At 68.6% G+C, this 236-nt stretch carries 1 protein-coding gene; it reads right to left on the reverse strand.

Annotated features, from left to right (window positions below; all coding sequences use genetic code 11):
- Nucleotides 1–236, reverse strand: a 236-nt coding sequence (locus ACYQ0J_RS13715) for a hypothetical protein (protein ID WP_460172627.1), incomplete at both ends; no start/stop codon positions are given.

The following is a 236-nucleotide window of genomic DNA, read 5'->3' on the forward strand; positions in this document are numbered from 1 at the left end:
TCCCCGGCGGCGGGCTGGGCGGCCTCCCTCTGCCGGAGGATGCGGGCGGCCTCGAGGCGGGCCTCCTCCAGGAAAGCCTCGGCGGATTCGCTGAAGTTTTCCACAGAAGCGAAGGCGGTGGACCAGACAATGGCCTCCGTCAGGGCCTCGTGGATTTCCCTAGCCAGGAGGAGGGGGGTGATGTAGTTCTCGCTCCCGGCCCCGGCGATGGCCCAGCTGTAAAGCTCGGCGAGCCT

Source organism: Thermus sp. FJN-A, from assembly GCF_054655095.1.